The sequence below is a fragment of the Bradyrhizobium sp. CCBAU 25360 genome, from assembly GCF_028128695.1.
Lineage (GTDB): Bacteria > Pseudomonadota > Alphaproteobacteria > Rhizobiales > Xanthobacteraceae > Bradyrhizobium > Bradyrhizobium ottawaense.
The window spans coordinates 1-654 of record NZ_LBJA01000009.1 but is presented as its reverse complement, the minus strand read 5'-3'; the positions used below and the strand labels follow the sequence as shown (position 1 = coordinate 654).

General features: G+C 58.0%; 1 protein-coding gene. It reads left to right on the top strand.

Going from position 1 to position 654, the window contains the following annotated elements:
• Window positions 1-654, top strand: a 654-nt coding sequence (locus XH81_RS04755) for a M24 family metallopeptidase (RefSeq protein WP_271596010.1), incomplete at both ends; no start/stop codon positions are given.

Below are 654 nucleotides of genomic sequence, written 5' to 3'. Positions count from 1 at the left end.
CATATTGGCTACCTGTCAGGATACCGCTCCATTCTTCAGGACAGCGGGGCTTACCCGCAGGCCTTGATCGTGACGCGAGAAAAAATCGCGCTGATTACCGGCGCCAGTGATGGTGCAGCCGCTTTGGAGGTCTTGAACGATCCTCGAGCAATCTGGCGTTACGGAACGTTCTTCGTGTTCAGCTCTGGCGACATGCCGTCTTATGAGGGAATGCCCGCGGCCACAAAGACCCCGGCAGAGGCCGTGGCAGCCGCGATAACGACGATGATACGCGGCGTCAAAAATATTGGTTGCGATCTTCGTCGGTCGGAACTTCGGGCAGCTCTTGAGAGTGTGGTCCCGCAAGCTCGCTTGATATCCGCAGCCGAGGCGTTTCAGCGATCTCGCGCTGTCAAGCTCCCTGGCGAATTGGAGTTGCTGCGCTATGTCTCCCGCCTTACCGACAAAGCTATCGAGGGAGTCACGGATTTAATACGCTCTGGCGTCAACGAATTGGAAGTTGCCGCGGAGATCACGCGGACAATCGCGGTTGGTGGTGGCATATGCCGTTTCGTGGTCGTGACCTCGGGGGAGCGCTCGTCTCGTGTCGATGCGTACGCCCGAAACCGCATCATGCAAGAAGGAGATCTTGTCCGGCTGGACATCGGCGCAACT